The sequence below is a fragment of the Streptomyces sp. SID13726 genome (genome assembly GCF_010548375.1).
Taxonomy (GTDB): Bacteria; Actinomycetota; Actinomycetes; order Streptomycetales; family Streptomycetaceae; genus Streptomyces.
Map to the genome: position 1 here is coordinate 493,261 of NZ_JAAGLY010000005.1, position 23,895 is coordinate 517,155.

At 72.5% G+C, this 23,895-nt stretch carries 24 protein-coding genes; 8 read left to right on the forward strand and 16 right to left on the reverse strand.

The window, feature by feature from the left end; all coding sequences use genetic code 11:
• Positions 1 to 208: 208 nt before the first annotated feature.
• The 13 genes from G3I78_RS16585 to G3I78_RS16645 form a co-directional block, all read right to left on the reverse strand.
• Positions 209 to 760, reverse strand: coding sequence for a Uma2 family endonuclease (locus tag G3I78_RS16585; RefSeq protein WP_164425037.1), 552 nt, complete (start codon positions 758 to 760; stop codon positions 209 to 211).
• 571 nt (positions 761 to 1,331) lie between these two features.
• Positions 1,332 to 2,582 (reverse strand): MFS transporter, encoded by a 1,251-nt coding sequence (locus G3I78_RS16590; RefSeq protein WP_164425039.1) that lies wholly within the window; start codon positions 2,580 to 2,582, stop codon positions 1,332 to 1,334.
• The gene (locus G3I78_RS16595) at positions 2,579 to 3,736 is read right to left on the reverse strand and encodes an ATP-grasp domain-containing protein (RefSeq protein WP_164425041.1); all 1,158 of its coding nucleotides are present in this window, start codon (positions 3,734 to 3,736) and stop codon (positions 2,579 to 2,581) included. The genes G3I78_RS16590 and G3I78_RS16595 overlap by 4 nt, the downstream gene beginning before the upstream one ends.
• Positions 3,737 to 3,747: 11 nt before the next feature.
• The gene (locus tag G3I78_RS16600) at positions 3,748 to 4,392 is read right to left on the reverse strand and encodes a metallophosphoesterase family protein (RefSeq protein ID WP_164425043.1); all 645 of its coding nucleotides are present in this window, start codon (positions 4,390 to 4,392) and stop codon (positions 3,748 to 3,750) included.
• Between the two features lie 20 nt (positions 4,393 to 4,412).
• Positions 4,413 to 5,606: an ATP-grasp domain-containing protein gene (locus G3I78_RS16605; RefSeq protein WP_164425045.1), complete on the reverse strand. Its 1,194-nt coding sequence runs from the start codon at positions 5,604 to 5,606 to the stop codon at positions 4,413 to 4,415.
• A complete protein-coding gene (locus G3I78_RS16610) occupies positions 5,603 to 5,908 on the reverse strand; it encodes a glutaredoxin domain-containing protein (RefSeq protein WP_164425047.1) in 306 nt (101 codons plus the stop codon). The genes G3I78_RS16605 and G3I78_RS16610 overlap by 4 nt, the downstream gene beginning before the upstream one ends.
• On the reverse strand, positions 5,908 to 7,050 hold the full coding sequence (locus G3I78_RS16615; RefSeq protein ID WP_164425049.1) for an alanine--glyoxylate aminotransferase family protein: 1,143 nt from the start codon (positions 7,048 to 7,050) through the stop codon (positions 5,908 to 5,910). The genes G3I78_RS16610 and G3I78_RS16615 overlap by 1 nt, the downstream gene beginning before the upstream one ends.
• On the reverse strand, positions 7,047 to 7,520 hold the full coding sequence (locus G3I78_RS16620) for a YjbQ family protein (RefSeq protein ID WP_164425051.1): 474 nt from the start codon (positions 7,518 to 7,520) through the stop codon (positions 7,047 to 7,049). Before G3I78_RS16620 ends, G3I78_RS16615 begins: the two co-directional genes overlap by 4 nt.
• The gene (locus G3I78_RS16625) at positions 7,517 to 8,620 is read right to left on the reverse strand and encodes a hypothetical protein (RefSeq protein WP_164425053.1); all 1,104 of its coding nucleotides are present in this window, start codon (positions 8,618 to 8,620) and stop codon (positions 7,517 to 7,519) included. The genes G3I78_RS16620 and G3I78_RS16625 overlap by 4 nt, the downstream gene beginning before the upstream one ends.
• Positions 8,617 to 9,552, reverse strand: a complete 936-nt coding sequence (locus tag G3I78_RS16630) for an isocitrate lyase/phosphoenolpyruvate mutase family protein (protein ID WP_164425055.1) — start codon at positions 9,550 to 9,552, stop codon at positions 8,617 to 8,619. The genes G3I78_RS16625 and G3I78_RS16630 overlap by 4 nt, the downstream gene beginning before the upstream one ends.
• The gene (locus G3I78_RS16635) at positions 9,549 to 10,574 is read right to left on the reverse strand and encodes an aldolase (RefSeq protein ID WP_164425057.1); all 1,026 of its coding nucleotides are present in this window, start codon (positions 10,572 to 10,574) and stop codon (positions 9,549 to 9,551) included. The genes G3I78_RS16630 and G3I78_RS16635 overlap by 4 nt, the downstream gene beginning before the upstream one ends.
• Complete coding sequence (locus G3I78_RS16640; RefSeq protein ID WP_164425059.1) at positions 10,571 to 11,167, reverse strand: thiamine pyrophosphate-dependent enzyme; 597 nt, start codon at positions 11,165 to 11,167, stop codon at positions 10,571 to 10,573. The genes G3I78_RS16635 and G3I78_RS16640 overlap by 4 nt, the downstream gene beginning before the upstream one ends.
• A 3-nt stretch (positions 11,168 to 11,170) precedes the next feature.
• Complete coding sequence (locus G3I78_RS16645) at positions 11,171 to 11,695, reverse strand: thiamine pyrophosphate-binding protein (protein WP_164425061.1); 525 nt, start codon at positions 11,693 to 11,695, stop codon at positions 11,171 to 11,173.
• Positions 11,696 to 12,392: 697 nt separating this feature from the next.
• On the opposite strand from G3I78_RS16645, the gene G3I78_RS16650 reads away from it, so the two are divergent.
• The 4 genes from G3I78_RS16650 to G3I78_RS16665 are packed head-to-tail and all read left to right on the forward strand — an operon-like array spanning position 12,393 to position 17,584.
• Positions 12,393 to 13,880, forward strand: a complete 1,488-nt coding sequence (locus G3I78_RS16650) for a hypothetical protein (RefSeq protein ID WP_239157841.1) — start codon at positions 12,393 to 12,395, stop codon at positions 13,878 to 13,880.
• Entirely contained in the window at positions 13,877 to 16,018 is a 2,142-nt protein-coding gene (locus tag G3I78_RS51995; protein ID WP_164425063.1) for a class II fructose-bisphosphate aldolase, read from the forward strand. The genes G3I78_RS16650 and G3I78_RS51995 overlap by 4 nt, the downstream gene beginning before the upstream one ends.
• A complete protein-coding gene (locus tag G3I78_RS16660; RefSeq protein ID WP_164425065.1) occupies positions 16,015 to 16,500 on the forward strand; it encodes a YbaK/EbsC family protein in 486 nt (161 codons plus the stop codon). Before G3I78_RS51995 ends, G3I78_RS16660 begins: the two co-directional genes overlap by 4 nt.
• Positions 16,501 to 16,528: 28 nt before the next feature.
• Positions 16,529 to 17,584: a DMT family transporter gene (locus tag G3I78_RS16665; protein WP_343243774.1), complete on the forward strand. Its 1,056-nt coding sequence runs from the start codon at positions 16,529 to 16,531 to the stop codon at positions 17,582 to 17,584.
• An 18-nt stretch (positions 17,585 to 17,602) separates the two neighbouring features.
• Here the strand turns inward: G3I78_RS16665 and G3I78_RS16670 are convergent, their stop codons facing one another.
• From G3I78_RS16670 to G3I78_RS16680, 3 genes are read right to left on the reverse strand one after another with little or no spacing between them, the layout of a single operon-like run.
• Entirely contained in the window at positions 17,603 to 17,893 is a 291-nt protein-coding gene (locus G3I78_RS16670; protein ID WP_343243775.1) for a hypothetical protein, read from the reverse strand.
• Positions 17,894 to 17,910: 17 nt separating this feature from the next.
• Positions 17,911 to 18,594, reverse strand: a complete 684-nt coding sequence (locus tag G3I78_RS16675) for a response regulator transcription factor (protein WP_164425067.1) — start codon at positions 18,592 to 18,594, stop codon at positions 17,911 to 17,913.
• Positions 18,591 to 20,969, reverse strand: coding sequence for a histidine kinase (locus G3I78_RS16680; protein WP_203615008.1), 2,379 nt, complete (start codon positions 20,967 to 20,969; stop codon positions 18,591 to 18,593). Before G3I78_RS16680 ends, G3I78_RS16675 begins: the two co-directional genes overlap by 4 nt.
• Positions 20,970 to 21,265: 296 nt before the next feature.
• Between G3I78_RS16680 and G3I78_RS16685 the strand changes: the two genes are divergently transcribed.
• The 4 genes from G3I78_RS16685 (at position 21,266) to G3I78_RS16700 (ending at position 23,571) form a co-directional block, all read left to right on the forward strand.
• Positions 21,266 to 21,715 (forward strand): DUF5707 domain-containing protein, encoded by a 450-nt coding sequence (locus tag G3I78_RS16685; RefSeq protein ID WP_164425069.1) that lies wholly within the window; start codon positions 21,266 to 21,268, stop codon positions 21,713 to 21,715.
• Positions 21,716 to 21,812: 97 nt separating this feature from the next.
• Positions 21,813 to 22,007, forward strand: a complete 195-nt coding sequence (locus G3I78_RS16690) for a hypothetical protein (RefSeq protein ID WP_164425071.1) — start codon at positions 21,813 to 21,815, stop codon at positions 22,005 to 22,007.
• 93 nt (positions 22,008 to 22,100) lie between these two features.
• Positions 22,101 to 22,511 (forward strand): DUF3052 domain-containing protein, encoded by a 411-nt coding sequence (locus tag G3I78_RS16695; protein WP_164425073.1) that lies wholly within the window; start codon positions 22,101 to 22,103, stop codon positions 22,509 to 22,511.
• Between the two features lie 166 nt (positions 22,512 to 22,677).
• On the forward strand, positions 22,678 to 23,571 hold the full coding sequence (locus G3I78_RS16700) for a glycosyltransferase (protein WP_164425075.1): 894 nt from the start codon (positions 22,678 to 22,680) through the stop codon (positions 23,569 to 23,571).
• Positions 23,572 to 23,895 lie beyond the last annotated feature (324 nt).

Below are 23,895 nucleotides of genomic sequence, written 5' to 3' on the forward strand. Positions count from 1 at the left end.
GTCCTGAGCTGGAATCCCGCCCGACGAGGCCCCGCCGCCAGGCCTTCCTGGGGCCAGAACGGGTCGGGAAGGACAGGGAGACCCCGGGAGCGATCACCAAACCCCGGGCACCCCAGTGCGTGGAACTCTTCAGTCGCGGCTTCGATGATCGTGCCCTCGCCGACCGGCTGCCGGGCCTCTTCCTGCTTCGGTGCGCGTTTTCGCAGACTCAGTGAGTGTCGGGCGCCGGGTCCGGCAGGGGGAGTTCATCGAGGTCGAGGGTGAAGGTGCGGCCGTCGGCCAGGGGGATGGGGAGCTTGCCGGTGCCGTATGCGCGGGTGTGGGTGGTGCTGTAGCCGCTGGAGGTGGGCTCGGTGTGCAGGACGACTTCCCGGGCGTAGGGGTCCACGATCAAGTAGACGGGGATGCCGTACCGGCCGTACTTTGCGGTGCAGTCGTCGTAGTCCTTGCGGGCGGAGGACGTGGAGACGACCTCCGAGATCAGCAGGACGTCCTCGAAGCTGTAGCGCTTGCCCTCCTTGCGCGCGTCCTCGCGGAGGATGGCCAGGTCGGGGGCGGAGTTCTCGTCGGCGGGGAAGTCGATGTAGACGTCGGAGGTGACCTTCGCGTGACGGCCGAGGGCGAGAGAGTCGATCTGCATCGACCTGATCGTGCTGGAGTGCTCTTCGCTCTGCGGGGTCATGATGATCTTTCCGTCGGTGCCGAAGAACACCACGTATCCCGCGGGGAACTCGGTGTGCGTGATCACGTCGACACTCATGGACGGTGCTCCTTCCCGTGTGCCGTCATGATACGGCGGACAGCGCCGTTCCACGGCTGGACGTCCGCAGCGTGCGCGTACACCACAGCGGGAACCGTCCGTGTGAGCAGGCGCTGCGACGCGGGGCGTGAGCTGGGCCCGTGATTGTTCGGACCCAACAGGTGGCGCGGGTGACTGTCAGGGGCGCGGGGTGCCCTCCGAGGTGGCCATGGAGTGGCCGTACGCCTTTGGACGGTGCGGCACGAGGTACCGGCCCTCAGCGCGGCGCATGTGGTCTGATCAGGCACAACGGCATCCGCAGCATCAGTCGTCATGAGGCGACACGATCACTCGTGGTCTCGTGATGCGTAGGTCCCGGGTTCGAATCCCGAAGGCGGCTCAAATAGAACCCCAGGTCAGACTCGGTCTGACCTGGGGCTTTCTCGTTCGGTACGTGCTGGGGGGGGCGTCGCCTCTGATCTCGCTCGCGGTGATGCGCACCAACTGTGAAGGTCACTCAGTATCTACCGGCGCCGCAGGTGCCTGTAGTAATCCTGGGTGCGTGGGCGTGTGTGTGCGAGCGGCTGTCGGCTCATCGGTCTGACGTTTCCACGGCCCTGGTCCGCAACGTCAGCGGAGCCACCACCCCCGCCAGCCCGAACAGCCCGCCCAGCACCAACCACCCCACCCGGGGCTGGTCCCCCAGGCACAGCGTGGCGATCAGTACCGGTGCCACTGCCGTCGCCGCGCCTCGGCCCAGAGAGAAGAAGCCCTGGTACTGGCCGTGCATGCCGTCGGGGGCGAGGGAGAAGCTGAGGCCGAAGGAGCCTGCCGAGAGCCAGAGTTCGCCGAAGGTGAGGGCCGCCGCGAAGAGGAGGAGGAGCAGGGAGGCGGGCCAGGCCGACACCCCGGCCGTGCAGGCGGCGAGGGCGCAGGCGACGAACAGGGCCAGGCCCGAGTTGCGGCACATGCGGGCCGCGCGGGTGTCGTCCTCGGCGCCGCGGCTGAAGCGGATCTGGAGGCAGATCACCATCAGGGTGTTCACGGCGACCACGGCCGAGACCAGCATCCGGGGCGCCTCGGTGTGCTGGAGGACCCAGAGCGGGACGGCGAAGGACAGCACCTGGGCCTGGAGGGAGAGGACACCGCAGATCAGGGTGACGGCGGCGTAGCGCCGGTCGCGCAGGACCTGCCAGTTGGAGCCGGTCCGGGGCGCGGCGTTGGTCGGCGCGGTCTCGTGCGGGCGCAGCCACCACAGGGGTACGGCGGCCCCCGGGTACGTCAGTGCCGTGCAGCACAGCAGCGCCATGTAACCGGCCTTCGAGTCGGCCTGGATGACCAGGGCCGAGGCCGCCGCGCCGATCGTGATGCCGACGTTGGTCACCACCCGCAGATAGGCCCGCAGCCGGACCCGTTCCGCGCCCTCGCCGACCGTCGCGACCAGCGCCCCGCGCGCCGCCGTACTGCCCTGCTCGGCGAGGAGGAAGACCAGGATCAGCGACAGGAACGCCGGGAAGGTGCGGGCGAAGGCCAGCGCGGCCATCGTGGCGAACTGCACGCCGAGCAGGACGGTGTACGTCCGCCGGGGCCCGAACCGGTCCGCCAGTCCGCCCAGCGGCACCGCACCCGCCAGTGCCACGATCCCGGCGACGCTGAGACCGGTGGCGACCTGGTGCACGGGCAGCCCGACGACCCGGGTGAAGAACAGGGTGCTGGTCGTCAGGTAGAGACCGCTGCCGACCGTCTTGACCAGCCAGGACACGGCCAGCAGCCGGGGTTCGCCGGGGGCGGGCAGCGCGGTGCCGAGCAGGGCCCGGGTGCGGCCGGGGGCGGAGGTGGTCATGCGGCGGGCACCGTCATCCCGTGCAGCCGGGCGATGAACTCCTCCGCCGCCGCCTCGTCCGGTGCCGTGAAGTACGCCTCCAGACGGCCCGGGCTCGCGCACTCCTCGGGCGTCAGCACCTCCAGCACCCCGGGCAGGGCCAGCACCCGGCGCCGTAGACCCGGCAGGTCGGGCAGCCGGGTGCGGCCGACCGTGTCGGGGCGGGGCGGGTGGGCCGGGCGGGCCTGGGCCGAGCCGGTCGAGACGCGGGCGAACTCCTCCCACAGGTCCACCCCGAAGGCGTGCCACCACATCCGGGAGATGCCCATCCCGCCCGGCCGTACGGCCACTTCGCCGATGACCGGGCCCGTCCCGGTGCGGAAGACCTCCAGGTGGGTGACCCCGGCCGGCAGGCCGAGCGCGGCCACCACCCGGCGGTGCAGGTCCAGCACCTCCTGCGAGAAGGGGTCCCGCTGGTCGGCGACGTAACCGCTGTTGAGGTTGGGCGAGGTGCGCAGCGGTGGCAGGAAGTAGCGGGAGACGGCCGCGCGGGCCACCTCGCCGGCGTGGACGACACCGTCGCAGTGGTACTCGTGGGTGAAGTGGACCAGGCGCTCCACCTGGACCGGCAGCCGGGTCTCCACGAGGTCGGCGAACCCGCCCGCGCCGTGCCGTTCGGCGAACTCCTCGGGGGAGTCGACCCGGTGGGTGCACTTCGAGGCGGCGCCGAACACCGGCTTGATCATGACGGGCCAGCCGGTGGCCGCGGCCGCCCGGGGCACGTCGTCGACCGTGGCGGCCTGGGCGTAGTCCGTCACCGGGAGGCCCGCCGCGCGCAGGGTGTCCTTCATCGCCCGCTTGTGGGCGCCCCACAGCGACTGGTCGTAGCCCGGCCCGGCCACCCCGAGCAGCGCCCGGACCAGTCCGGCCGCCGGCACGCTCTTCTCGGTGGCCGCCACGACGTGGTCGACGGGGCCGAGCGCGGCGAGTTCGTAGGCCGCCCGCTCGACCTGGGTCAGGTCCGCGAAGCTGTCGACGTACGCCGTCTCGTGGTCGCGGTACAGGTCCGCGTACACCTTGCGGGTGAGGACCCGGACGGTGACGTCGGGGCGGCGGGCCAGGGCCTGGAGGACCTCGGGCTTGTCCGAGTTGAGCAGGAGTACCTGCCGGGTCACTGCTTCTCCTGTCATGCGTGATGGTGGGTGACGGTGGCGGCGGCCTCGTCGACGACCGCCCAGGCGGGGGAGGGACCGCGGTCCGGCGAACAGGCGGTGACGGAGCCGACGTTGACGACGTAGCGGCCGTCCGGCGCGAGCGGATACGGCTCCCCGAACCGTATGGGCAGCCGCTCCGCGCGTACCGGGCGCCCCGCGCCCTGCGGCCACAGCCGGTGCAGGGCGCTGCGGTGGTGGTGGCCGTGCACCAGCGCCCGGCCCGGGATCTCCGCGTCCGCCGGGCACCACAGGCCCGGCTCCGGTTCCCGCCAGGGCAGCGGATGGCCGTGGCAGTACCGGGCGAAGGCGGTCCGGTGCTCCAGCGGGGCGTCGAGCAACGGGCGGGTCCAGGCGGGCAGTTCGGCGTCCGGCACCAGGGCGCGGATCCGCTCCTCCTGGTTGCCCCGGACCAGTTCGACGCCCTCCAGCAGCCGGGCGAGTTCGGGGTCCGCGTCGAAGACGCCGGCGAGACCGTCGTACACGTGACCGGCGGCCTCCCGTTTCCCGATCCGGCACTCGAAGACGTCGCCGAGGCAGACCACCCGGTCCACGCCCTGCTCGCGGACGGCTGTGAGGACCGTGCGCAGCCGGGCGGTGTCTCCGTGGACGTCGGTCACGACGGCATGGCGCACCGCGCTCACCCGCCCGTGTCGATCCGGACCCGGGAGGCCACGTCCTCGCAGATCCGGGCGGCGTCGGCGGCGTCGGTGCCGTCGGCGATGACGTACCCGGCGCGGTCCTGGGAGCTGCGCACCGGGCGGACCACGTCCCCGGGGGACACGGCGAGGTGGATCTCCGCGGGGGTGTCGGGCAGGGTGATGCGGCGGACCGTGCCGGGCGCCGGGGTGAGGAAGCGGATGGCCGCTCCCCGGCGGGCCACCGGCGGTTCCGCGGGCGGCCTCAGCAGGCCGAACGGACAGCCCGCGGTGAGCGCCACCACGTCCAACGCGTAGGCCCGGCGCAGCAGTTCGCGGATCTTGTCGCCGCCGATCCGGTTGTGGGACTCCAGGACGCGCGGGCCCTTCGAGGTCACCTTGACCTCGGTGTGGGCGGGGCCCTCGGTGAGGCCGACGGCATCCAGGAAGGCGTGCACGAGGGCGGAGACCTCCGCCAGGATGGGCGCGGACAGGGCGCTCGGCTGGGTGTGGCCGGTCTCCACGAACGCGGGCCCGACCGACTTGTCGGTGACCGCGAGCACGGTGTGCTTCCCGTCGTGGGAGAAGCTCTCCACGCTGATCTCGGGCCCGTCGAGATACTCCTCGGCGATCGGCAGGGTGCCGCCCGCCGCCTCGAACGCCCGCCAGACGTCCGCCGCCTGCTCGGCTCCGGCCACCCGGAAGACGGCCTGACTGCCGGTGCCGGCCGACGGTTTGAGGATCACCGGCCCGCCCGTCGTACGGCAGAACGCGGCGAGCCCGGCCGGGCCGTCCGGGGCGGTGGTGCGGACCGGGCCGACGCCGCGGGAGTCGAGTAGCTCCCGCATCCGCCGTTTGTCCTGGAGCAACTCCACGGTGTGCAAGGCGTTTCCGGGCAGGCCGAGTCGCTCGGCGACCGCGGCCGTGGGCAGCAGGCCGTGCTCGGTGAGCGACAGCACCCGCCCGAAGGGGCGCTCGGCGTGCAGCGGCGCGAGGGCCGCGTGCAGCGCGTCGATGTCCGCCAGGTCCGCCGCGAGGGCCAGGTCGGCCTCCGCGGCCACCGGCGGCGCCGGCCGCCCCGCGTCGTGCACGAAGACGGTCTCGATGCCCAACGTGCGGGCCGCGCGCACCAGTTGGGGGGTGCCCGCGAGCACCGCGAGACGCGGTGCCGCGGACGCCTGCTGCCCGGAGGTCATGCCACGGGCTCCGGCTGCTCGGCCACGGGCGTCTCCGCGTCCGGTGCCACTGCCTCCGGGTCGCCGAACCTCTCCTTGAGGTAGGCGATGATGTCGGCGTTCTCCCGCAGCTTGCCCGGGATGACGGTCGCGCCGTCCACCAGAGCCGGGATGAACTTGCTGCCCGTGGTGCGGATCAGCTCGTGCCGTTCCTCGCGCGGCTTGGGCACGTTGATGTTGATGTAGGAGACCTGGAGCCGGGTGAGCAGTTCGCGCACCGGCTTGCAGTCGGGGCAGGTCTCCCGCTGGAACAGGACGAGCATCAGTTGCCTTCCTCGTGGAACGTACGGATGATCTCGCCGACACCGGAGCCCGGCGTGAACGTGTGGCCCAGGTCGAGCAGGGCCATCTCCAGGGCACCGAAGATCCCGCTCAGGTCGAGGGCGTCGGCCGCGCCCACGTGCCCGACCCGGATCAACTTGCCCTTGAGGTGCGCCTGTCCACCGGTCATCGTGACACCGTACGAGGTGGACAGCGTCTTCAGCAGCCGCCCGGTGTCGATGCCCTCGGGCGCCAGGGCCGAGGTGATGACGTGGCTGCGCCGGTGCGGGGCCTGCACGAAGGTGCTGAACCCGAGCTTCAGCAGGCCGCGTTCGGCCGCCTTGCCGAGGACCGCGTGCCGGCGGCGGAAGGCGTCCGTGCCCTCCTCGTCGAGCATCTTCAGCGACTCGTGCAGGGCCAGCAGCAGGGACACCGCGGGCGACGAGGACGACATCGGGTAGAAGTGCCGCAGCCGCTCGAACGACCAGTAGTAGTTGGGGCCGTTGGAGCGCTCGACCGCCTGCCACGCCTTGTCGGACAGGGCGACGAAGGCCAGGCCCGGCGGCAGCATGAAGCCCTTGTGGGAGGCGGCGAGGACCACGTCCAGGCCCCACGCGTCCATCTCCAGCGGGTGCACCAGCAGACCGCTGATGGCGTCCACGACCACGGTCACGTCGGTGTCGCGGAAGATCCGCCCGATCGCCTCGACGTCGTTGAGCGCACCGGTGGAGGTCTCGCTGTAGACGACGAACGCGCCCTTGACGTCCGGGTGTTCGCGGTAGGCGGCGGCCACCCGCTCGGGGTCGGCGCTGGTGCCCCAGTCGCTCTCGACGACGTGCACGACCAGGCCGTACTGCGTGCAGATCGCCTGGAAGCGCTCGCCGAAGTAGCCGTTGGAGACGACCAGGACCTCGTCGCCGGCCGAGAAGCAGTTGGCGACCGCGGCCTCCATCGCGCCGGTCCCGGAGGAGGCGATGGTGTACACGGGTGCCTCGGTGCCGAACAGCGGAGGCAGCCCGCCGCTGATCTCGTGGATCAGCTGCTCCATCTCGGTGGAGCGGTGGTGGATGATCTCGCGGGCCCCGGCCAGCAGCAGCCGCTGCGGGACTTCGGTGGGTCCGGGGGTGGCCAGCCGCAGCTTCACCGGCTCTTCTCCTTCTTCTCGGTCGTACGGGGTGCGTCGCTTCGGGGTGCGTCGCTTCGGGGTGCGTCGAGGAACACCCGGCGGGTCGCGGGCTTCAGGTCGAAGTCGAAGAGCACCACGCGGTGGCTCGCCGACATGCCGATCCGGCCGTCCCGGAACGGCACCAGGAGGCTGGTGCCGAGCAGGGAGGACTTCAGGTGCGAGAAGCCGTTCGGGTCGGCGGTCGTCAGCTCGTGCAGGTAACGGCCGCCGTCCGCGGGGGACTCGGGCGCGACCCGCTCCAGGGCCCGCAACAGGTCCTGTACGGCGCCGGGTTCGTAGCGCATGACGGTGAGCCCGACCGTGCTGCCGTGCGCGAACACCCCGGCGAGGCCGTCGCCCGCGTCCTGCTCGCCCAGTGCCTCGGCGATCCGGTCGGTGAGGTCGTAGTGCGAGTTGAGGCCGGTGCTCTCCACCGTCAGCTCGATCACCGGGCCACCTCCGCGGGCCCGCTGATCAGCGGCGGTGTGTTCGCGGCCGTCAGATCACCCGGCCCGGTCAGCGTCCAGGCGGGGACCCCGGCCAGCACCTCGGTGATACGGGTGAGCCGGGCGGCCTGGGCGGCGCGCTCGTCGTCCAGGTAGTGGTGCCAGCCGGAGTTGGCGCCGTCGAACGCGGACTCCACGTTCGCGCGCAGCACCTGGGCGTGCTCCTCGCGGCCACCGGTGAGTGGCTCGACGACGGTGTCCGCGCCGGGGCCGATCGCCGGGTGCAGGATCGCCGCGACCGGCACCCGCACGCCGACCGGGGCGCTCGGGAAGCGGTCTCGGAAGGGCAGCGGGTCCACCGCGAACTTCCCGACCGGCGAGAAGGCGTGGCCCGCGGCGGGCTCGTAGTCGTCGCCGATGCCCGCGATCTCCTTCAGGCCCGGGTACTTGGCGACGGTGCCGTAGCCGAGGTGCGGGTAGTCGGGCCAGCCGGCCGCGACGACCGAGCCGTCGGGCAGCTCGTGCAGGACCGTCTTGTCGCCGCTGAGCACCTGGTAGCCGAAGTGCTCCACCAGTTCCAGGAGCACGGTGCTCTTGCCCGCCCCCTTCGCGCCGGTGACCAGCACCACCTCGCCGTCCCGGTAGGCGGCGGTGGCGTGCAGCACCGCGGCACCGGTGTTCTCCTGGTGCTTCAGCACCAGGTCGCGCACCAGCTCGACCAGGTCCATGTGACCGCCCGCGCCGAGCGTCACGTCGACCACCCGGGCGGCCCGGTCGAAGACGAAGCGGCTGCCGGTCTTGGTGCACTCCAGGTACTCCAGGCCGTCGACGAGGGCCCGGCGGGCGGGCACCGTGAAGAACTCGCTGGCGCTCTTGCGCAGGTAGATGTCCTCCTGGACGGCCCCGGCCGGAGGCGCGAGGCGCTCGGGGTCGTAGGCGTGCACGCGCAGGGTCGCGACCGGCTCGCGGTCCGACTCGTCCGGCTTGGTCTCCTCGGCCGTCAGATGGGTGGCGAGGAAGGCGAGCGCGTCCCCGATCTCCGCGCCGGGCGCCACCTCCAGGTCGAGCGGGGTGCTGTGGAAGTCCAGTCGCAGGGTGGTCACTGGCCGGCCTCCGCGAGCTCGCGGCCCAGGGACTCGTAACGCTCCTGCTGCGCCAGCATCTGGGGCATGCGCTGGAGGTCGAAGATCTCCTTGAGCGGGGCGAGTTCGGGCTCCACGTTCAGCGTGGTGCCGTCCCGCATGATCCGGGTGAGGGTCTCCCGCATGGCCCGGATCGAGCTGCGCAGCGCCTGGTTGGCGTAGATCGCCATGGCGAAGCCGCGCTGCTCCAGCTCCTCGACGGTGACCTGGTTGTACGTCGTCGGTACGACGATCACCGGGAGGTCGCCGCGGTAGGACTCGCGGAAGGCGAAGACCTCGGCGGGGTCCTTGCGCTTGGAGTGGATGAGCAGGGCGTCGGCTCCGGCCCGCTCGTAGACGTCGGCCCGGCGCAGCGCCTCCGCCATGCCCTGGCCGGAGATCAGCGCCTCCAGCCGGGCGACCACGACCATGTCGGTACGGGTCTCGGTGGCGGCCCGGATCTTGCCCGCGAAGTCGTCCAGCGGGGCGAGGTCCTGGTTGCCCTCGATGAAGCTGTTGAGCTTGGGGAACTGCTTGTCCTCGATGCACACGCCGGCCACGCCGCGCGCCTCGTAGGAGCGCACCATGTGGATGACGTTGTTGACGTTGCCGAACCCGGAGTCGCAGTCCGCGAGGACCGGTACGTCCACCGCGGCGGCGAGGCCGGCCGCTGTGTCCAGGCACTCGCCGAGGGCGAGGATGTTGGCGTCGGGCACCCCGGCCGTGGCGGAGATCTCCAGTCCGCTGGACCAGACGACGTCGAAGCCGGCCTCCTCGGCGAGCCGCGCGCTGAGCGGGCTGTGCGAGCCCATGGCGCGGGCCAGCTGCGGGGCGGCGAGCGCGGCGCGCAGCCGCTGGGCCGCGTTGGTGGTCGGCTCCTGCCGTTCGAGCGGGGCAGGTCGGTTCTCGGTCATGCGTTCCCTCCGTTGTCCTGCGCGGTCTGTCCTGCCAGGTCCCGGCACACGTCCTCGACGGTCTCGTCGAGGACCTTGCGCGGCTGTGCCGCACCGATCCGGCGTCCGACCTCCCACGGGTCCAGGCCGTGGCGGGCGCTGATCTTCTCGATGCGGTCCTGGAAGTAGAAGTGGTGGTCGTTGATCCCGGCCGCGATCTCCGCCCGGCGCACCGTCATGGGGCGTGGCAGCACCTGCTCGGCCACGTACTCGGCGGCCTCGCAGACCAGCGGCAGATCGGCGTGGGTGTCGTACCTGGGCCAGGCGGTGAGGAAGGCCGCGGCCTGCTCGGTGGCGAGGTTGCCCGCGCCCCGGGCCATCGCGCACAGCGAGGCGTCCAGCCAGCTCACGCCCGCGTCCAGACCGGCGACCGCGTTGGCCGCGGCCAGGCCCAGGTTGTTGTGGGCGTGCAGTCCGAGCGGGACCGGCAGCCGTGCGGCCAGCAGCTCGATCCGGCGCCGTACGTCGTCCGGGGTGAGCGCGCCGAAGGAGTCGGCGATGTAGAAGACGTCCGGTGCCTCGGCCGCCACCACCGCGGCCACCTCGGCCAGTTGCTCCTCGGTCGTGTAGCTGACGGCCATCAGGTTGACGCCGACCTTGAGGCCGAGCGCCCGCACCGCGCGGACGTACTCGGGGACCCCGTCGATGTTCCACGGGTAGGCGGCGATCCGGACCATGGAGACCGGGCTGTCGGGCAGGTCGTCCAGGGCGCTGACCGGGCAGACGGTGGGTACGACCATCACGGCCAGCTCGGCGTGCGAGACGGCCGGGAGCGCGGCGAGGTACTCCGGCGTGCAGTGCGCCGAGGGGCCGGCGGTGGCGCTGGCCCGGCTCCCGGAGCCGCCGCGGTAGCCGACCTCGATGACGTCGACGCGGGCGGCGTCCAGGGTGCCGACGATGGTGCGGGCGTCGGTGGCGGTGAACTGCCAGTCGTTCTGGTTGCCGCCGTCGCGCAGGGTGCAGTCGAGCAGGGTGGGTTTCACACGGCTCCTTCCGGATGCGGCGCGGGCGCGCTCGCCAAGTGCGCCGACGGATCGGCCAGTTGGGCGCGGAAACGATTCACCAGTTGCTGTGGCGTCGGTTCCACGCGCTTGCCCGCGGGGTGGCTGCGCGGTGCGCAGCGGACCCTGACCAGCGTGGGGGTGCCGGTCAGGTCCAGGGCGGCCAGCTCGTCGAGGTCGGCCACGGTGTGCGCGGCGGCGTAACCGGCCGCGAGGGCCATGGCCGCCGGGTCGCCGAGGGCCACGGTGCGCTGGCCGCCGGTGCTCTCGTGGGCGCCGTTGTCCAGGACCACGTGGACCAGGTTCGGCCGGTGCTCGGCGATCATCGGCAGACAGCCCGGGTTCATGGCGAACGAGCCGTCGCCGTCCAGCACCAGCACCCGGCGGTCCGGGTGGGCCAGGGCGATGCCGAGCCCGATCGGGGCGGCCATGCCCATCGACCCCACCAGATAGAAGTGGCTGTCGCGGTCCCGGAGGTTGTACACGTCCCGGGTGATGTAGCCGCACGTGGTCACCGTCAGGGCGGTGGACTCGCGCTCCAGCAGGACGCCGAGGGCGTCACGGATGTCCAGCAACGCTCAGATCCCTTCCCGGACGATGAGTACGGCGGTGCTCCGGCCGGAGTCGTACTGCTTGAGGAACGCCTCCACGGAGTCCTCCGGGCGGTCGTTGTCCAGCACCGTCCAGGGCAGGCCGAACACGTCGAGGAGCCGGGTGAGTTCGCGTCCGATGACGTCGTGCTCCACCGCGTCGTTGCCGTCGTGGCCGCGCCAGCTGACCACCAGCGGCAGATGGACGTCGTAGATGAGGTTGAACGAGGTGAGGACGTTCAGCGAGTAGCCGAGCCCCGAGTTCTGCATCAGGACCACGGGGTGCGCGCCCGCCACGGCCAGTCCGGAGGCCACGCCCAGGGCGCTGTCCTCACGCGGCGCGGGGAGGTAGACGGCCGGGCTTCCGGGCTGCTCCAGCAGCCGGAAGAACCCCTTCAGCAGGGAGCACGGCACCCCGGTGAAGTGGGTGTGCCCGCGGGCCACGAAGGCGTCGAGCAGGGTTTTCGCGACATCGGTTCCGGATTTCGGAGTTGACGAAGGTTTATGTGCCACGCATGACCTTTCTTTTACAGAAAACACACAGCTGGGTCACCGGCGGGCAATGGCTCTGCGGCGCCGGAGGGAAGGATCTTGCATGACCTCCAGGGGGTTCGCAATGAGATTCCGGAATACGGACAGGTTAATTCCATGGAAATCGAAGTCGGTTGACCGAATTACGATGTTTGAATCCGCGAGGTGCGGGAGCGGGGTTCCGCGTTCCGGTGGTCGGGCCGGTCGTACCGCGTGGAACCGGGGGTCGTGACGGTCGGGCCGCCCGTTCCGGCGAGTGGCGAGAATTCGCCCCACCGTCGAGGTGTCGAAACAGGGATGCCGAGGTCGGACAGGGTGCGGGGATCGAATTCGAGCCAGGTAGGGGTGGGTCGGATTGATGTGGGTTGTTTGTGTTACGTCCCCTCCACGGAGCGTGGTTTGCCCAGGTGGGGCCGGGTGAGGGTGTGGCTGGATTGCGGTGGGCGGGCGCTGATCCATGGCGTGTACAGTCGGCGCCGTTGACGTGTGGACGGCCTCGGGAGGGAACCCCGGGCCGCTGGTGCGGGGGAGGCACGTAAGAGCGTCGACGGCCGCGTCCGGCATTTTCCGGCGTAGCGCTCCGCACAGTGCCGTGCTTGAGCGCCGCCCCTTTCGCCACTTAGCGCCGTCGTTTTCTTTTCATTTTCGGTTCTTTCCGACATGCAACGGGGGTTGAATCATGCGCGCGGCAGAACAGGACAGCGGAACAGTCCTTGTCGACGACGGAACGGTCCTGGTCGACGATGGAACGGTCCTTGTCGATGACGAGGCAAAAGCGGCGGTCGAGGCGGCCGAGGGAATTATCGAAGAGGCCTCGGGAAGTGACGACGGCACCTTCGGCGAGGCCGCCTGGGCGGACGACCGGGTGGCGCATCTGCTGGAGCGGCTCACCTCGGACTTCGTGCTCGACAACACCTACCGCGAACAGCATCTGAGCCTCACGGCCAGCGAGAACTACCCGAGCCGGCTGGTGCGGATGCTCGGCAGCGGACTCCAGGGCGGCTTCTACGAGTTCGCCCCGCCGTACCAGGCCGAGGCGGGCGAGTGGGCCTTCCCGGACTCCGGCGCCAACGCGTCCCTGGTGGGCAAGCTGACCGGGATCGGCCGGCAGCTCTTCGAGGCGGCCACCTTCGACTGGCGGCCCAACGGCGGCTCGGTCGCCGAACAGGCCGTACTGCTCGGCACCTGCGGTCGCGGCGACGGCTTCGTGCACTTCGCGCACAAGGACGGCGGTCACTTCGCCCTGGAGTCGCTGGCCGCCGCGGCCGGCGTCAACACCTACCACCTGCCGATGGTGGACCGGACCCTGCTCATCGACGTGGACCGGCTGGCCACGCTGTGCGCGGAGCACCCGGAGATCAAACTCGTCATCCTCGACCAGTCGTTCAAGCTGCGCTGGCAGCCGCTCGCGCAGATCAGGGCCGCGCTGCCCGAGGGGGTCTTCCTCGCGTACGACGCCAGTCACGACGGGGCGCTGATCGCGGGCGGGGCGCTGCCGCAGCCGACGCTGCTCGGCGCGGACGCCGTGCACGGCAACACGCACAAGACGATCGCCGGTCCGCAGAAGGCGTACATCGCCTTCCGGGACGCGGAACATCCCAAGCTCAAGGCCGTGTCGGACTGGGTCTGCCCGCAGATGCAGAGCAATTCGCACGCCGAGCTGATCGCGCCGATGTACGTGGCGCTCTCCGAGATCGCCCTCTACGGCCACGACTACGCACGGCAGATCCTCGCCAACGCCAAGGCGCTCGCGCACGGTCTGCACGAGGAGGGGGTGCGGGTCTCCGGGGAGTCCTTCGGGTTCACCGAGACCCATCAGGTGCACGTCGTCACCGGCTCCGCCGCCGACGCGCTGCGGCTGTCCCTGGGCGACCTGGCCCACGCCGGCATCCGCACCACCAACATCGAGGTGCCCGGCGCCAACGGCCTGCACGGCCTCAGGCTCGGCGTCCAGGCGATGACCCGGCGCGGGCTGCGTGAGGCGGAGATGCGTGAAGTGGCCCGCCTGGTGGCCAAGGTGGTCCTCCGCCGCGCCGAACCCACCGCGGTCCGCGCCGAGGTGGCCGACCTCCTCCAGCACCACACCCTGGACCAGCTGGCCTACTCCTTCGACGCGTACGTCGACTCCCCGGCGGCGGCACGGCTGTTGGGGGAGGTGTTCCGGTGAGCGGGACGATCCGGGAGGGGGCGGCGGGGGCGGGCGCGGGTGCGGGTGCGGGCCGCAAGGCGGACACGGGGAGCTCCGCGGGCTCCATGGTGCCGGGTACGCCGAGGGCCTCCGCGTCAGTGACGTCCGCGAGCGCCATGGCGCCGGGTACGCCGAGGGCCTCCGCCCCTGTGACCTCCGCGAACTCCATGGCGCCGGGCGCGCCGAAGGCCCCCACCCCAGTGACCTCCGCGAACTCCACGCCGCCCGGCACGCCGAAGGCCCCCGCACCCGGCACTCCCACCACCCCCCTCACCCGCCTCATCCCCGGCCCCCCGCTACCCCCCGGCGTGCTCCGCACCCCCGCCCGCCGCAGCCGTGCCGATCTCCCGCACGCGGTGATCAGCGCGGAGGTCTGGCACACCGGATGGGCGCGGGCGGCGCTGGAGCGGCTGGAGCTGCGGACGGTCATCGCCGACGAGCGGTTGCCGTGCGAGCGGGTGCTCGACACGCTGGCCGCGCAGTCGGTGGCGTTCGTGTGCGAGGAGCTGCCGGTCAGCGGGCTGGCGGCGATGGGGTGGGCGGCGCGGCGCACCGAGGCGCTGCGCAGGGACGACCCGCTGCTCGGCGTGGTCTTCCTGGTCGAGGACGACCGGGCCCTGGACCCACGGGCCCTCGGCCCGCTGGTGCGCACCCTGTCGCCCGGCGACACGGACCTGCCCGACTTCCTCGCCGAAGTGCAGCGCGTACGGCGGGAGTTCCACTGGGAGTTGCGCAACCGCCGTCCCGGCGCACTCCCGCCCGGCACCGCGACCCCGCCCCCGGCCCGATGGACCGGAACCGTGCCGAACTTCAACGTGAAGCACCCGTCCATGCTGCTGCCGTACGCCCTGCTCTCGGCCCGCACCCGCCGCGAGGTCTACTGCGAGATCTCGCCGCAGGAAGCCCTGCTGTTCGTCGCGGACAGCGCGGCGAGGGGCCCGGCCGCCGCCGTCGCCGAGGTCTTCCGCACGCTCCGCCAGGACGTCGACCGGCTCAACACCGCCCTCGGCTCCCGGCTGCGCCTGCACCTCGACCACGCCGACGACCACGAGGTGATCCAGGCCGCCTGCGAGGCCGGGTTCGACTCGGTCATGGTCGACGGCAGCGGCCGTACCCTGCACCAGAACGTCCTGTTCACCAACGCGGCCACCGAACTCGCCCGGCGCTACGGCGTCCTGGTCGAGGGCGAGATCGGCTCCATCGACGGCGCCGGGCTGCGCAAGTGGAACAAGACCACCACCGGCGACTTCGCGAGGTTCGTCGAGAACACCGACCTCGACCTGATCGGTGCGCACGTCGGCCAGTTCCACAGCTTCGACTACGGCTTCGCCGGCACCCGGCGCTCGCTCGCCGAGGTCGGGCTGCTTGACGACCGGGCCACCGGCGACGACCTGCACGCCTTCGCGGAGGCCTGCGCGCGGGTCGAGCAGGACCTCACCGACGCCGGGCTGCCGCGCTACTCCGCCGAGCACCGGCTGGTGGCGGCGCTGGCCCGCCGGGCCGCCACGGAGGACGAAGTCCCGCGCCTGGACGCCGTGTTCCGCGAGGCGCGCAGCCGAGTCCCGGTCTTCCAGCGGCCGTTGCTCGACGCCCTGGAGCGGGAGTGGCTGGAGCGCAGGCTGGCCAAGACCCGCCGGAAGACCGAACTGTGGGACGAGGTCTTCGCCACCGAGCCCGCCCGCGAACACCGGTACGCGGCCATCGACCACGGACTCGTCCAGGCCCTCACCGGAGCCCTGGAGGGCACCGGCCGCGCGCTCGTCGTGCACGGCGGCAGCTCGCTGTCCCGGGTCGACCTCACCACCCTGCCCGGCCACGGCGTCGCCCGGGTGAACTTCGGCAGCGGCGTCTACGCCGACTACCTGGAGGCCCTGCGCGCCCAACTGCCCGCCGATCTCGCCGCCGACCTCCCCGAGGGACTCAATTCTCTTACGGGTGAAGGGACTTGGAAGCATGTGCGGCGCATGTCGTACCTTGCGGAGGCGACACGTGACTGGCGGTCCTGGACCGAGGCACCGCCGTCCTTCGTCGACACCTTCGTCAGCCGGCTGGAGCGGTGCTACGCGGCCCCGCTCCGTGGCCGTACGCCCGCCGAGGCCCCGGGAGGCCGCAGTTGAGTCCCTTCGAGCAGATCGTCGACCTCCTCGAGCGTGAGAAGGCCAGGTACCGCGTGGTCGAGCACCCGGCCGAGGGGCGCTCCGAGGAGGTGTCCGCGGTGCGCGGCACCAGCGTGGCGCAGGGCGCGAAGGCGCTGGTGTGCCGGGTGAAGGGGATCGACTCCCCGGCGGTGCTCGCCGTGCTGGCGGGCGACCGGCGCGCGGACCTGAAGAAGGTCGTCGCCGCGGTCGAGGGCAAGAAGGGCGGCTTCGCCCCCTCGGACCTCGCCGAGGAACTCACCGGCTGCGTGGTCGGCGCGATCCCGCCGCTGTCGCTGTCGGGGACGCTGCCGGTCGTCGCGGACGAGGAGTTCCTCGCCGCCCACGAGGAGATCGCCTTCAACGCGGGGCGCCTCGACCGCTCCGTGGTCATGGCCACCGAGGACTACGTACGGATCGTGGCGCCCGCGGTGGCACCCATCGCGGCGGCCGCCGCGCAGTAGGACCGACAACAAAGGGGGGTGCGTCGGCGTGCGGCTGCGCATCGGGGCACAGTTCGTCGCGCTGGCGTGCGCGTGGGGCTCGAGTTTCCTGTTCATCAAGGTCGCGCTGGACGGGCTGACCCCCGGTCAGGTGGTGTGGGGCCGGCTGGTGCTGGGCGCGCTGGCGCTCTGCGCGGTCATGGCGGTCACCCGCAGCCGGATCCCCCGGGACCCCGGGCTCTGGCTGCGGCTGTCCGCGGTGTCCGTCCTGCTGTGCGTCGTGCCCTTCCTGCTCTTCTCCTGGGCCGAGCAGCACCTCGACTCCGGCATGGCGAGCATCCTCAACGCCACCACCCCGCTGCTCACCCTCGCGGTCGGCACGGTCGCGCTGGCCGACGAACGGCTGAACCGGCGCCGTACGACCGGACTGCTCGCCGGGTTCGCCGGGGTGCTGGTGCTGATCGGGCCCGGGGGCCTGACGGGCGGGGGCGGCGACCTCCTCGCCGAGCTCGCCTGTCTGGGCGCCACCGCCTGCTACGGCGTCGCCTTCGTCTACCTGCGCCGGTTCGTCGCCCCGCTCGGACTGCCCGCGGTGAGCGTCGCCTTCGTGCAGGTCACCATCGGCGCGGTCATCATGCTGGCGGCCACGCCCTGGCTCGCCGCGCCCGCGCCCCGCGTCGACGCGCCGATCGCGCTGAGCATGCTGGCGCTGGGCGCCCTGAGCACCGGCCTCGCCTATCTGTGGAACAACAACATCGTCCAGGCCTGGGGCGCGGTGAACGCCGCCGCGGTCACCTATCTCACCCCGGTCGTCGGCGTCACGGCGGGCGTGCTCCTGCTGGACGAACGCCTGGCCTGGAACCAACCCGTCGGCGCGCTGCTGGTCATCGCCGGGATCATGGCGGCGCACGGGGCGCCGAAGGGGTCCGGGGCGGGGGAGACGTTGGAAGGGGCGGACACGGTGGAGACCGTCGAAGGGGCGGACACGGTGGGGACCGTAGAAGCGGTGGGCACGGTGGAGACCGTAGAAGCGGTGGGCGCGGTGGAGACCGTAGAAGCCGTGGACACGGCGACCCCTGCCGCAGACGAGCACGTGGTGCGCTGATACCGGCGCGCCCCCGCGTCACCGGGCCCGGTCGCCCCCACGCCTCAGCATCCGCGCGCACCAGCCGATGACCGTCGCGTTGACCACGGCGCCGAACGCCACCGCGAGCACCACCATCACCCAGCCGTCCGGGAGGGCGAGCAGGACGAGGCTGCACGGGGCCGTGGCCAGCAGCGGGATGACGCCCGCCATCGACTCGTCCGAGGAGTCGCCGACGGTCACCACGATCGCCCAGACGAGGAGCGCGGCGCAGAGGGCCAGATAGATGAGCGCGGCCGGGCTGGTGAGGGCCTTGCGGAGGGCTGTCACGGGAGCGTCCTTGCTGGTCAGAGGTGGGCGCCGGGCGGATGCGGACGGGTCAGTCCGAGGTCGTAGGCGAGGATCGTCGCCTGCACGCGGTCGCGCAGGCCGAGCTTGCGGAGCAGGGCGTTCACATGGGACTTGACCGTGCCCACGGTGATGCCGAGCTCCTCGGCGATCTCCGCGTTGTTGAGCCCGGCCGCGACCAGCGCGAGGACACCCCGCTGACTGGCGGTCAGGCTGTCCAGCTCGCGCGGGCCGTCCCCGGAGCGGAAACCGGCGCCCGCCCCGGAGGCGTAGTGGCCGATGAGCCGGCGGGTCGCAGACGGGGCGAGCACGCTCTCGCCGGTGGCCACCACCCGGATGCCCTGGAGCAGTTCGGACGGCTGTACGTCCTTGAGCAGGAACCCCGACGCACCGGCGCGCAGCGCGTCGAAGACGTACGCGTCGAGGTCGAAGGTGGTCAGCACCAGGACCCGCGGGGCGTCCGGGCGCCCGGTGATGATCCGGGTCGCGGCGATACCGTCCAGCTCCGGCATGCGTACGTCCATCACGACCACGTCGGGGGCCAGTTCCTGCGCGAGCTGCACCGCGGCGGCCCCGTCGGCGGCCTCGCCGACGACCGTCATGTCCTCCTCGGCGTCGATCACGGCGGCGAAACCCGCCCGTACGACACCCTGGTCGTCGACGACCAGCACCTTGAGACTCATCGTTCCCCTTCTCCATGGCCCGCTCGCGGAACCGGCACGATCGGCAGCCGGACGCGGACCGTGCCCGCCGCGCCGGCACGGTCTTTGTCCTCGGCTCCGGCTCCGGCTCCGGCTCCGTCTCCGGCTCCGGCTCCGGCTTCGTCTCCGGCCAGGCTGCCGCCGAGCGGTGCGATCCGCGCGGCCAGCCGCTCCCGTACCGCGGCGGTACCGGGCACCCCGGTGGCCGTGAGCGTCAACGTACCGTCGTGCGCGTCGAGTTCGAGCACCGCGGGGTCCGCGCCACCGGCCCCGAGCAGGGTCTCGGCGGCGTGATAGGCGGCCAGGTCGACGGCGGTCGGCAGCCGCTCCGGCACCCGCTCGGTCAGCCGTATCTCCACCTCGCGGCCGGTGGCCCGGCACTGGTGGGCGAGCAGGTCGAGGGCCTGGAGGGTGGGCTGCGGGCGCAGTTCGGGTCCCGTCTCACCGTCCCGGACCGCGTCCAGCAGGGCCCGCATCGCGGCCAGCGCCTCCCGGGCCCGGTCCGCCGCGGGCTCCAGCCGGCCCGCCTCCGCCTCCGCGACCATGGCGGCGGTGCGCGACAGCACGGTCGTCTCCAGCCCGTCGGCGATACGGCGCCGCTCGGCCCACGCGTCCCGGACGGCCTCCTCGGTCCACCCGGCCACCCGCGCGTCCCGCTCACCCTCGACGGCCCGGTCCCGCCGCCCCCACCGGGTCCCGGCCAGCCGGGCACCACCGATCACCGCCGCGCTCCCGGCCAGCGACCCGCCGACCACCGCCCAGACAGGGGCTGTCGAACCCCGGTCCAGCACGGCGGCGACGAGGGAGACCGTGTGGGCCGCCACGGCGAGCAGGGACCCTCTCCCGGACACCTCGCCGCTCGATCCGGTACGGGCAGCCGCGCCCAGCACCACCGCCACCCCCGTGCCGAACACCCCCAGCACCGGCGGCAGCAGCACCGGCCCGCCGTAGTCGCCCACGGCCATCGCCACCGGCCACAGCAGGGCCACGCCCAGCAGCATGCCGTACGACACCCTCGGCGCCCGGCGCAGCCACAGCAGGGCCACCGCCTGGGCCGCCGCGAGCAGCGCGAACAGCAGCCCCGCCGACACCCTCGACGCGCTCGACGTGTCCTCGGCGCGGATCACCAGGGCCGGGAGCAGGGGTTGCAGGACGAGGCCCAGCGCCGCCACCACCTGGGCCACCCGGTAGCCGCGCGGGACGGCCGCGTCCACCGGGGCCGTGCTCCGGCCGGGCAGGACCGCCCGCACCTCCCAACCGCCCTCAGGCGTCGGACCGGTGGTCAGCGTGCCGCCCAACTCCCGTGCCCTGGACCGCAGGAAGCCCTGCCCGCGGCCACCGCCGAGCCCGGCACCATGGGTGGCCGCGCCCTCCCGCGGTGCCGCGCTGGTGACCACGACGTCGGTGCGCGAGTCGCCGTAGCGGCACACCACGGTCGTCGGCGCGCCCGGCGCGTACCGGGCCACGTTGGTCAGCGCCTCGCGCACGATGCCGTACGCCGCGTCCGCGACGGCCCCCTCGGGCAGCGGGTCGATCGCGCAGTCGACGCTCTGGTCCAGCCGCCGGAACCCGGCGACCAGGGCCAGCAACCGCTCCTCGGGGGAGGGGAGTTCCTCCCGCGAGGGCGCCGGTGCCCGGACCGCGCCCAGCGCACGGGTGACCTCGCGACCGGTCTCGGCGGTGAACTCCAGTGCCTCCTCGGTGAGTTCGGGGCGCCGCTCACGCAGTCCGAGCGCCGCGCCCGCGGTGACCACGACCGCGGTCAGATGATGGGCACTGACGTCGTGCAACTCCCGCTCCATACGCCGTCGTTCGACCGCCGGGAGCCGGTGGCGCTCGGACTCGGCCCGCTTCAGCAGCGCCTCGGCCGCCCGCGCCGCGTGCCGCCGACGCCGTAGCAGCAGACCGGCGCCGCACGAGGCGGCGTACAGCAGCGCGGTCAGGACCAGGTCGAGGCCGTCGTGGTCGGTCAGGCCGTGCAGGGTGATGCCCTGGAGCGACTGCCAGCAGGCCAGCGCCGCCACGCACAGCACGGCGGTGAAGGCGTCCCGCTCGGTCGCCACGGTGAGCAGCGCCAGCGCGACACCCGCCGTGCCCAGCACCGCCGTCGCTCCCGCGGGCAGGGGGCCTGCGCCCAGCGCGCAGGCCACGGCGACCACGGCCAGCGCGGTCACGGGACGGGCGCGGCGCAGCGCGAGCACGGCCGTCACCGAGCCGGCGACCAGGGCCGCGACGAGCAGGGCGTAGCCGGACGGCACGGTCCCGCGGACCAGCTCCGCACCCGGCCACACGGCGGCCTGGGCACAGAGCAGGAGGGCCGGGAGCAGCCGGTCGTCGGTTCGGTTCAGGAAGGTCATGGCCGCTCCAGGCTAGGGCGGCGGACACCTGGTCCGGCTCCCGCTGGAGGGGGATTCCGGTCTCTTACCAGGGGTGGAGGGTGTGGAGGGTGGACGGCCGGCGGGTGCCCTCCATCTCCGGTTCGAGGCGGCGATCGTCCCGCCGCACGAGGACCGGGCGGGGGCCGGACCCTAGGCTCGATCACATCGAGGAAGCGGCTGAACGGCCCTTCCGGTGGCCGTACTCGGCTCATTGTTCGACTGGCCGTACTCGGCTCACTGTTCGACTTGTCACGACTCACTCACGGGGATCCTCCATGTCCAAGCGCATCGTCCTGTCCTCGCTCGTCGCCGTCGCCGCCGTCGGTGGCATCACCGCGGGCGGGCTCGCCGTGGCCTCGGCCGCCACGGAACCGACCGTGGAACACGCCTCGGCCCGTTACACCGCACCCACCGGCGACCGCGACGGCTCCCTCTCCTTCACCGCGGACGTCTCCGACGACTCCGGCGTCCGCGACCTCAAGGTCCTTGCCTGGCCGCTGAGTTCCCAGCTCGACCCGACCGCCGAGGAGCTCCGGGACGTGGAGAGCGCCAAGTGCGTGAGCGTCTCCGACGAGACGGCCCGCTGCACCTACACACTCACGGTCACGAAGGCGGACGCCGCCGAACTCGCCACCGGGGCTTGGCAGGTGTCGGTCCTGGCGACGGGGGAGGACGGGGACACGGTGTTCGTGGGGGACGCGGCGAGGTTCGAGGTGGGGCGCTGAATCGGGCGGGGTTTACGCGTTACCGCCAAAAACCCTCCGCCCGCTTTGGCGGTCCGCCGCCCTGCGCCCCCGATTCCACCCCGGCTACCGTCCCCGCATGAGGCGACGCAAGCGCATCGGAACGAGCCGTAGCAGGTCGTTACAGCGGGTCCGGGACCGGGCGGTGCAGCGGCGGGAGGACGTCAGGACCGGTGGTTGGCGCAGACGGTTCGGGCGGCGGGCCGAGCAGGCCCGCCCCTGGCTCCAGTTCCTGGCCGACCTCGCCACGCTGCTCGCACGGGTGGTGAGGTAGCCGGGAGCCTGAGACCGTGAAGGGGGACGGGACGGGGCGGGACCGGACCGGACGGGATCGGACTTTGACCGGACCGGTACGAGGAGGTGCCCGATGTCGACGACCGGATACTCGGGCACGCCCCTCGCCCGCAAACTCGGCGTCAAGCCGGGCCACCGGGTACGGCTGGACGCCGCGCCCACCGGCTGGGACATCCCCGGCCTGCCCGCCGACTGCGACCTCGCCGCCGGCGGCCCCCAGGACGCGGACGTCACCGTCTCCTTCCACCGCGAGCACGCCCACCTCGCCGTCCGGGCCCCCGCACTCGCCGCCGGGATCGCCGACCACGCCGCGCTCTGGATCGCCTGGCCGCGCCGGGCCGCCGGCCACGTCAGCGACATCACCGAGAACGACCTGCGCGACCTGTTCCTCCCCCTCGGCGCGGTCGACGTGAAGGTCGCGGCACTGGGGGAGGACTGGTCGGGCCTGAAGTTCGTACGCCGCAGGGAGAACCGCCGCACCTGAGTCCCCGCACCTGAACCCCCGCCCGGCCCTCCCCCCCCCGAGGCCCTCCCCGCCCCTCCAACCCGCCCACACATTCCCGTACTTGAGACGTCCTTACCGTGAACGACTAGCATCGCGCCGGTTGGTGCCGGTCGGGTGCCGGTCGCGATGTGGGTGGGGTGGGGACATGGACGCGCCGAGGATCGCCGTCGCCGTGGTGACGATGGGGAACCGGCCCGACGAAGTCGACGCGCTGCTGCGGTCGGTGGCCAAGCAGGACGTCGCCGCCGACCGGATCGTCGTCGTCGGCAACGGCTGCCGGCTGCCGGAGTTCGCCGAACGGCTCTCCCTGCCCGGCGAGGTCACCACCGTCGACGTCGAGGAGAACCTGGGCTGCCCCGGCGGCCGGAACGTCGGGCTGGCCCGGCTGCGGGAGTTCGGGGACATCGACATCGTGGTCGAACTCGACGACGACGGACTCCTCGTCGACCCCGATGTGCTGCGCCGCGTAGGGGAGTTGTTCGACGCCGACGACCGGCTCGGCATCATCGGCTTCCGCATCGCCGACGAGCACGGCGAGACCCAGCAGCGGCACGTGCCCCGGATCGGGGCGGGCGACCCGTTGCGCGGCGGAGATGTCACCGGGTTCCTGGGCGGCGGACACGCCTTCCGTATGACCATGCTCGCCGAGACCGGGGACTGGCCCGCCGAGTTCTTCTTCGCGCACGAGGAGATCGACCTGGCGTGGCGGGCGGCCGACCACGGCTGGCGCATCCTGTACGCGCCCGAACTGCTCCTCCAGCACCCGAGGACCTCACCCGCCCGGCACGCCGTCTACTACCGGGTCAACGCCCGCAACCGGGTCTGGCTGGTGCGCCGCCGGCTGCCCTGGCCGCTGATCCCGGTCCACCTCGGCGTCTGGACGGCCCTGACCCTGCTGCGGAGCCGGTCGGCGAGCGGACTGCGCGCCTGGTTCGCCGGGTTCGTGGAGGGCGTACGGGAACCGGCGGGCGAGCGGCGCCCGATGCGCTGGCGGACCGTGTGGCGGCTCACCCGCCTGGGCCGGCCGCCGGTCATCTGAGCGGCGCCGGGAAGGGACGAGGGCCCCGGTCGCTCACCTCCACCGACCGCGGCCCTCTCGCGTCCCCCGGATCCGGCCACGACGGCGACACTCCCCCGAGCTGCGCGTTCTACGCGCGCACCCTCGGGCCAGATCCGATGTAGTGATCACATCAGGTGGCGCCAACAAATCGCTAACATGTGGCCAACGCACCTATCTTTCGCTGCCCGCCGATTGGCGTGAACTCGACGGACGGCACTGTGGAACCGGCGGCGGAACCGTGGGACGGTAGCGGATTCCGGCAGCGGTGTGCGTCGGACGGCTGGCGGGAAACCGCCGTTGAGA

What these genes read in the sequence shown, in the direction of transcription:
- G3I78_RS16605 (WP_164425045.1), bottom strand. Translation starts at nt 5,606, where the DNA reads ATGACCTCCGGGCAGCAGGCGTCCGCGGCACCGCGTCTCGCGGTGCTC.
- G3I78_RS16695 (WP_164425073.1), top strand. Translation starts at nt 22,101, where the DNA reads ATGTCGACGACCGGATACTCGGGCACGCCCCTCGCCCGCAAACTCGGC.
- G3I78_RS16685 (WP_164425069.1), top strand. Translation starts at nt 21,266, where the DNA reads ATGTCCAAGCGCATCGTCCTGTCCTCGCTCGTCGCCGTCGCCGCCGTC.
- G3I78_RS16630 (WP_164425055.1), bottom strand. Translation starts at nt 9,552, where the DNA reads ATGACCGAGAACCGACCTGCCCCGCTCGAACGGCAGGAGCCGACCACC.
- G3I78_RS16590 (WP_164425039.1), bottom strand. Translation starts at nt 2,582, where the DNA reads ATGACCACCTCCGCCCCCGGCCGCACCCGGGCCCTGCTCGGCACCGCG.
- G3I78_RS16690 (WP_164425071.1), top strand. Translation starts at nt 21,813, where the DNA reads ATGAGGCGACGCAAGCGCATCGGAACGAGCCGTAGCAGGTCGTTACAG.
- G3I78_RS16675 (WP_164425067.1), bottom strand. Translation starts at nt 18,594, where the DNA reads ATGAGTCTCAAGGTGCTGGTCGTCGACGACCAGGGTGTCGTACGGGCG.
- G3I78_RS16650 (WP_239157841.1), top strand. Translation starts at nt 12,393, where the DNA reads ATGCGCGCGGCAGAACAGGACAGCGGAACAGTCCTTGTCGACGACGGA.
- G3I78_RS16610 (WP_164425047.1), bottom strand. Translation starts at nt 5,908, where the DNA reads ATGCTCGTCCTGTTCCAGCGGGAGACCTGCCCCGACTGCAAGCCGGTG.
- G3I78_RS16680 (WP_203615008.1), bottom strand. Translation starts at nt 20,969, where the DNA reads ATGACCTTCCTGAACCGAACCGACGACCGGCTGCTCCCGGCCCTCCTG.
- G3I78_RS16700 (WP_164425075.1), top strand. Translation starts at nt 22,678, where the DNA reads ATGGACGCGCCGAGGATCGCCGTCGCCGTGGTGACGATGGGGAACCGG.
- G3I78_RS16585 (WP_164425037.1), bottom strand. Translation starts at nt 760, where the DNA reads ATGAGTGTCGACGTGATCACGCACACCGAGTTCCCCGCGGGATACGTG.